This window comes from Acinetobacter sp. YWS30-1 (assembly GCF_033558715.1).
In the GTDB taxonomy this organism is placed as follows: Bacteria; Pseudomonadota; Gammaproteobacteria; order Pseudomonadales; family Moraxellaceae; genus Acinetobacter.
The window spans coordinates 1-6,726 of sequence record NZ_CP114613.1; the positions used below are offsets into that span (position 1 = coordinate 1).

At 44.9% G+C, this 6,726-nt stretch carries 7 protein-coding genes and 1 pseudogene; 5 read left to right on the forward strand and 3 right to left on the reverse strand.

Translation table 11 applies throughout. The features are described from left to right. Nucleotides 1–92: 92 nt before the first annotated feature. Both O4M77_RS15750 and O4M77_RS15755 read left to right on the forward strand, forming a co-directional pair. A complete protein-coding gene (locus O4M77_RS15750) occupies nt 93–1,073 on the forward strand; it encodes a MobA/MobL family protein (protein WP_180041337.1) in 981 nt (326 codons plus the stop codon). A 266-nt stretch (nt 1,074–1,339) separates the two neighbouring features. Continuing rightward, complete coding sequence (locus O4M77_RS15755) at nt 1,340–2,044, forward strand: IS6-like element IS26 family transposase (RefSeq protein ID WP_001067858.1); 705 nt, start codon at nt 1,340–1,342, stop codon at nt 2,042–2,044. A 53-nt stretch (nt 2,045–2,097) separates the two neighbouring features. Here the strand turns inward: O4M77_RS15755 and O4M77_RS15760 are convergent. Both O4M77_RS15760 and aac(3)-IVa read right to left on the reverse strand, forming a co-directional pair. Continuing rightward, nucleotides 2,098–2,403, reverse strand: a pseudogene (locus O4M77_RS15760) (hypothetical protein); the annotation flags it as partial. 228 nt (nt 2,404–2,631) lie between these two features. Next, nucleotides 2,632–3,408, reverse strand: a complete 777-nt coding sequence (gene aac(3)-IVa, locus O4M77_RS15765) for an aminoglycoside N-acetyltransferase AAC(3)-IVa (protein WP_323714150.1) — start codon at nt 3,406–3,408, stop codon at nt 2,632–2,634. A gap of 113 nt (nt 3,409–3,521) precedes the next feature. Here aac(3)-IVa and O4M77_RS15770 point away from each other — a divergent pair, with 113 nt between their 5' ends. The 3 genes from O4M77_RS15770 (at nt 3,522) to O4M77_RS15780 (ending at nt 5,846) form a co-directional block, all read left to right on the forward strand. Beyond that, nucleotides 3,522–4,226, forward strand: coding sequence for an IS6-like element IS26 family transposase (locus O4M77_RS15770; protein WP_001067858.1), 705 nt, complete (start codon nt 3,522–3,524; stop codon nt 4,224–4,226). Between the two features lie 502 nt (nt 4,227–4,728). Beyond that, nucleotides 4,729–5,661: a replication initiation protein RepM gene (gene repM / locus O4M77_RS15775; RefSeq protein ID WP_323714148.1), complete on the forward strand. Its 933-nt coding sequence runs from the start codon at nt 4,729–4,731 to the stop codon at nt 5,659–5,661. Beyond that, nucleotides 5,658–5,846 (forward strand): hypothetical protein, encoded by a 189-nt coding sequence (locus O4M77_RS15780; protein WP_180041333.1) that lies wholly within the window; start codon nt 5,658–5,660, stop codon nt 5,844–5,846. The genes repM and O4M77_RS15780 overlap by 4 nt, the downstream gene beginning before the upstream one ends. An 8-nt stretch (nt 5,847–5,854) precedes the next feature. On the opposite strand, the gene O4M77_RS15785 is transcribed toward O4M77_RS15780, so the two are convergent. Further along, nucleotides 5,855–6,598: a hypothetical protein gene (locus O4M77_RS15785; protein ID WP_323714149.1), complete on the reverse strand. Its 744-nt coding sequence runs from the start codon at nt 6,596–6,598 to the stop codon at nt 5,855–5,857. Nucleotides 6,599–6,726: the final 128 nt, after the last annotated feature.

Consider the following 6,726-nt stretch of genomic DNA (forward strand, 5'->3'; position numbering starts at 1 on the left):
TTACTACGTAATCAATTTGAATTAGAAACTCTCATCTCGCCCTGCGGGGCAAAAGCAAAAACAAGCATATTTCAAAATGGAGTTATCGGAAAATGTACTACTTTGATTATGCATATACTGGCAAAGGCACAACAAAAATTAAAGCCAAATCCGGAGCAACAAAAGTTAAAAAAGCGGCATCGTGCAAAAACCGGTTTCACTACATTACTCGAACTGCTCACTATAAAAATCACAAAGATAACGTGCATGAAAAAGTTGAGTTTGTGAAATCCGGCAACATGCCCAGCTTTGCCGAAAATCGCCCAGACATATTCTGGGAAGCTGCTCACAACTACGAAAGAAAAAATGCTCGCACTGCTGCAAGCCAAGTTATCGCATTACCGAAAGAATTGTCTGTTCAGCAACGAATCGAACTAGCAGAAGCATTGATTAAACAATTCACTCATGAGTTTAACTTCCCATACACTGCCGCAATTCATAATCATGCAGGCGAGATCGGTGGCCAAGATCAACCGCACTTGCATATTATGTATTGCGAGCGTTCAGTCGATGAACATAATAGAACTGCTGAACAGTTTTTCAGTCGCTATAACGACAAAGACCCTGCCAACGGTGGTGCCCAAAAGATCACACCGGATGTACGTGGCAAAGGCAAAACAATCATCAATGAAATGCGTGTAGATACAGAAGTTATTATTAATGAGCACCTGGAGAAGTACGCACCAACCAAAATAGTAAAAATAAAGGGCATTGATGTCGAAGTTCCAAACTCTGTGTCGTGTCTGCATCACGAAGACTACAACCGCATCAACGGCACGAACTTAAAGCCAGTACCAATGATTCCTAAATCATTGCTACGCCTTGACCCTAACCTGACGTTTAAAGACAAAGATAAAAATGTTGCATATCAAGCAAAGCTTGCAGAACGTGAGCGAGCGATCAACGAAGTCAATGAACTGCGTGAATACAATAACTTTGAAATGTATCAGCAGTATTACTTTAATGAGTTAAATAATCTTAGAGAGTCTATTTTTAATCAAAATAAAGATTACGACTCACCACCACCATTTTAAAATGCTCTAGAACGTAAAAAAACGGGGTTTTTAGCCCTGCTTGATCTTTCCTGAATAAAATTATAATTGAAATAAAAAATGCTCTTAGAACGCAAATAGTGCGTATTTAGTGAGTGTCTACGAGCGACACAATGAAAATTCGCTTATTCCCCCCTCTGAAAAACAGCTTTTAAAAAATCTTGAAGCATAGACTTGAGATTTTCGGCACTGTTGCAAATAGTCGGTGGTGATAAACTTATCATCCCCTTTTGCTGATGGAGCTGCACATGAACCCATTCAAAGGCCGGCATTTTCAGCGTGACATCATTCTGTGGGCCGTACGCTGGTACTGCAAATACGGCATCAGTTACCGTGAGCTGCAGGAGATGCTGGCTGAACGCGGAGTGAATGTCGATCACTCCACGATTTACCGCTGGGTTCAGCGTTATGCGCCTGAAATGGAAAAACGGCTGCGCTGGTACTGGCGTAACCCTTCCGATCTTTGCCCGTGGCACATGGATGAAACCTACGTGAAGGTCAATGGCCGCTGGGCGTATCTGTACCGGGCCGTCGACAGCCGGGGCCGCACTGTCGATTTTTATCTCTCCTCCCGTCGTAACAGCAAAGCTGCATACCGGTTTCTGGGTAAAATCCTCAACAACGTGAAGAAGTGGCAGATCCCACGATTCATCAACACGGATAAAGCGCCCGCCTATGGTCGCGCGCTTGCTCTGCTCAAACGCGAAGGCCGGTGCCCGTCTGACGTTGAACACCGACAGATTAAGTACCGGAACAACGTGATTGAATGCGATCATGGCAAACTGAAACGGATAATCAACGCCACGCTGGGATTTAAATCCATGAAGACGGCTTACGCCACCATCAAAGGTATTGAGGTGATGCGTGCACTACGCAAAGGCCAGGCCTCAGCATTTTATTATGGTGATCCCCTGGGCGAAATGCGCCTGGTAAGCAGAGTTTTTGAAATGTAAGGCCTTTGAATAAGACAAAAGGCTGCCTCATCGCTAACTTTGCAACAGTGCCGGTCTTGCAACGTGACACCCTGTGCACGGCGGGAGATGCAATAGGTCAGGCTCTCGCTGAATTCCCCAATGTCAAGCACTTCCGGAATCGGGAGCGCGGCCGATGCAAAGTGCCGATAAACATAACGATCTTTGTAGAAACCATCGGCGCAGCTATTTACCCGCAGGACATATCCACGCCCTCCTACATCGAAGCTGAAAGCACGAGATTCTTCGCCCTCCGAGAGCTGCATCAGGTCGGAGACGCTGTCGAACTTTTCGATCAGAAACTTCTCGACAGACGTCGCGGTGAGTTCAGGCTTTTTCATATCTCATTGCCCCCGGACGAGCGTCTGCTCCGCCATTCGCCGTCCGCCGTGCCAATCGGATCAGCCGTCCAAATGCGGGATTTTCGTTAGTCGGAGGCCAAACGGCATTGAGCGTCAGCATATCATCAGCGAGCTGAAGAAAGACAATCCCCGATCCGCTCCACGTGTTGCCCCAGCAATCAGCGCGACCTTGCCCCTCCAACGTCATCTCGTTCTCCGCTCATGAGCTCAGCCAATCGACTGGCGAGCGGCATCGCATTCTTCGCATCCCGCCTCTGGCGGATGCAGGAAGATCAACGGATCTCGGCCCAGTTGACCCAGGGCTGTCGCCACAATGTCGCGGGAGCGGATCAACCGAGCAAAGGCATGACCGACTGGACCTTCCTTCTGAAGGCTCTTCTCCTTGAGCCACCTGTCCGCCAAGGCAAAGCGCTCACAGCAGTGGTCATTCTCGAGATAATCGACGCGTACCAACTTGCCATCCTGAAGAATGGTGCAGTGGCTCGGCACCCCATAGGGAACCTTTGCCATCAACTCGGCAAGATGCAGCGTCGTGTTGGCATCGTGTCCCACGCCGAGGAGAAGTACCTGCCCATCGAGTTCATGGACACGGGCGACCGGGCTTGCAGGCGAGTGAGGTGGCAGGGGCAATGGATCAGAGATGATCTGCTCTGCCTGTGGCCCCGCTGCCGCAAAGGCAAATGGATGGGCGCTGCGCTTTACATTTGGCAGGCGCCAGAATGTGTCAGAGACAACTCCAAGGTCCGGTGTAACGGGCGACGTGGCAGGATCGAACGGCTCGTCGTCCAGACCTGACCACGAGGGCATGACGAGCGTCCCTCCCGGACCCAGCGCAGCACGCAGGGCCTCGATCAGTCCAAGTGGCCCATCTTCGAGGGGCCGGACGCTACGGAAGGAGCTGTGGACCAGCAGCACACCGCCGGGGGTAACCCCAAGGTTGAGAAGCTGACCGATGAGCTCGGCTTTTCGCCATTCGTATTGCACGACATTGCACTCCACTGCTGATGACATCAGTCGATCATAGTACGATCAACGGCACTGTTGCAAATAGTCGGTGGTGATAAACTTATCATCCCCTTTTGCTGATGGAGCTGCACATGAACCCATTCAAAGGCCGGCATTTTCAGCGTGACATCATTCTGTGGGCCGTACGCTGGTACTGCAAATACGGCATCAGTTACCGTGAGCTGCAGGAGATGCTGGCTGAACGCGGAGTGAATGTCGATCACTCCACGATTTACCGCTGGGTTCAGCGTTATGCGCCTGAAATGGAAAAACGGCTGCGCTGGTACTGGCGTAACCCTTCCGATCTTTGCCCGTGGCACATGGATGAAACCTACGTGAAGGTCAATGGCCGCTGGGCGTATCTGTACCGGGCCGTCGACAGCCGGGGCCGCACTGTCGATTTTTATCTCTCCTCCCGTCGTAACAGCAAAGCTGCATACCGGTTTCTGGGTAAAATCCTCAACAACGTGAAGAAGTGGCAGATCCCACGATTCATCAACACGGATAAAGCGCCCGCCTATGGTCGCGCGCTTGCTCTGCTCAAACGCGAAGGCCGGTGCCCGTCTGACGTTGAACACCGACAGATTAAGTACCGGAACAACGTGATTGAATGCGATCATGGCAAACTGAAACGGATAATCAACGCCACGCTGGGATTTAAATCCATGAAGACGGCTTACGCCACCATCAAAGGTATTGAGGTGATGCGTGCACTACGCAAAGGCCAGGCCTCAGCATTTTATTATGGTGATCCCCTGGGCGAAATGCGCCTGGTAAGCAGAGTTTTTGAAATGTAAGGCCTTTGAATAAGACAAAAGGCTGCCTCATCGCTAACTTTGCAACAGTGCCAGATTTTCTATAACTGGCATTTGAACCTAGACCGAGCGAAGCGAGCATAAAGTTCTATGAGCGAAGCGAATTCATAGTTGCTTTTGCTTTTAGATTTCACAAACAGAATCAACCAAAACTGCCCCTCGCTGTGAGCGTAGCGAACAGCAATAGAGTACGAGCTTTAGCGAGTACCTAGGGCAGTTCCACTCCCCTGCTGTTGGGCTTTTAATAATTTTTAAAGCTTTTAAATGCTTTTAGGAGGGGTGAAAGCATTGATATACGTGCATTTCAGCGGTCATAAACGGACATTAGCTCTTATATAAACGGACATTAGCTCTTATATAAACGGACATTAGCTCTTATATAAACGGACATTAGCTCTTAATTCAGGGACATAAAATATATTGACCTTAAAAGGATGTTAACGTACATTGTCTTTTAATTTAATAATACAATTATGGCTGTCTTATGAAGAACAGTTTAATAGTGAAAGATAATGCTTTAATTAATGCCAGCTACAATCTGGAGCTAACAGAACAACGATTAATTATGCTCGCAATTATCAACGCTAGAGAGTCTGGGCAAGGCATCACAGCAGACAGTAAATTAGAAATACATGCAAGTGACTATGCAAACTTATTCAATGTATCTATTGATGCGTCATACAAGGCACTTCGAGAAGCAGTAAACAACCTATTTAATCGTCAGTTCAGCTATACAGCAGAATATAAAAAGACAGGAAAAACAGGCATAGTGCGCTCACGATGGGTTAGTCGTATTTTTTACGTTGATGATTTAGCACTATTAGAAATTACTTTTGCGCCTGATGTTGTGCCACTGGTGACGCGTTTAGAAGAACACTTCACAAGCTATCAAGCTAAACAGGTTGCACACTTAACAAGTAAGTATGCAACTAGGCTTTATGAGTTATTAATTGCTTGGCGTGAAGTCGGCAAAGTACCACAAATAGAAATCAGTGAATTTAGAAATCGGCTAGGGCTTTTAGAAAGCGAATACACTGCAATGAGTGACTTCAAAAAGCGTGTACTAGAACCATCTATAAAGCAAATAAATGAGCACACAGACATTACTGCAACGTATGAACAGCACAAAAAAGGGAGGTTGATTTCAGGCTTTTCATTCAAATTGAAACAGAAGCAAGAAGCAAAGAAAATCGAATCTAAACGAGATCCAAACACCCCCGATTTCTTTATAAAAATGACTGATGCACAGCGTCATCTATTTGCAAACAAAATGTCTGAAATGCCTGAGATGGGGAAATATTCTGAGGGCACAGAAAGCTATCAGCAATTTGCTATTCGCATTGCAGACATGCTTTTACAACCTGAAAAATTCAGAGAGCTTTATCCACTTTTAGAAAAAGCCGGATTCAAAGAATGATTGAAAAAGAGATAACAAAATTTGAGAAAGAAATTTTGCTACAAGAAAAAATTAAGCAGCTCGAAAACGAGCTTAAAGAATTTTCTGATCTTCAAAAAAAAGCATATAGTCCACGGCTTCAAAAAAGCATTATTGGGTTAGAAAACAGAATTTTAAGAGCGCAAAAATTGCTGTACAACAACTGATTCAACTGTCATCTGCGTTTATCATTTTCAATCTCTTTAGCAACGTTTCTTATTTTCTCTATTATCTCAGAGCGTTTATTTTTAATAGAATTTCTTACATTATTTGCTTTATTTTCATCATCATTGGTTACGTCTGACAAGTAGTTGCAAACAATAAAATCTTCAAGTAAATGCTGTAAAATCGCTTCTTCTGTATCTTGGGGACCAAATAAATAGTGGTCTTTTAAAAATTGGCTATATTTAAGAACAACACCACCTAAAAAGTATTTGCGACGCTCATTTTCTTTTCTGCGCTTCTGTCCATCTGTTTGTTGCTCAAGTGTCTTTTTAATTGCTTCTTGTCGCTTTGTACTTTCAGCTCGTTCAATTTCAGATTTAGCAATTTTTTCAAGTTTGGCGTATGTGCTCAGTGCTTTTTGACAATTAAAAAAACCGTCCCGATCTTTCCAGTCATAACCCAAAATTTCTTTTTCTAGGTGTGTTAATGGGACAGTCGTAGTCATTTTATGTTGAATAATTTTGTACAACTCAGCATTTTTTCTATACGCAGTTCTTTGACGATTTACAGTTTTTATTAGCGTCAACAATTCATTATCAACAGCAATATGAAAAGCCGTAATCGGTCTAAAATTTTCAGCATCACAAAGTTCTTGCTGTGCTTTAGTTCGAAATTCCATACGCATTGCAAAACGAATTATTCTGTTCAAATCAGAATCATCAAACAACTTTGCCGGCCGTCCACGAGTCGCCATAAGAGAAACCACGCACAATAAAAATATAGTTTTCTCATCATACATTGTCACGCAACAAAAATTAAACTAAATTACGTGAGTAATTTATTTAATGTTTTGCTCGTCTACGTGTTTCTAATTCAAATTAA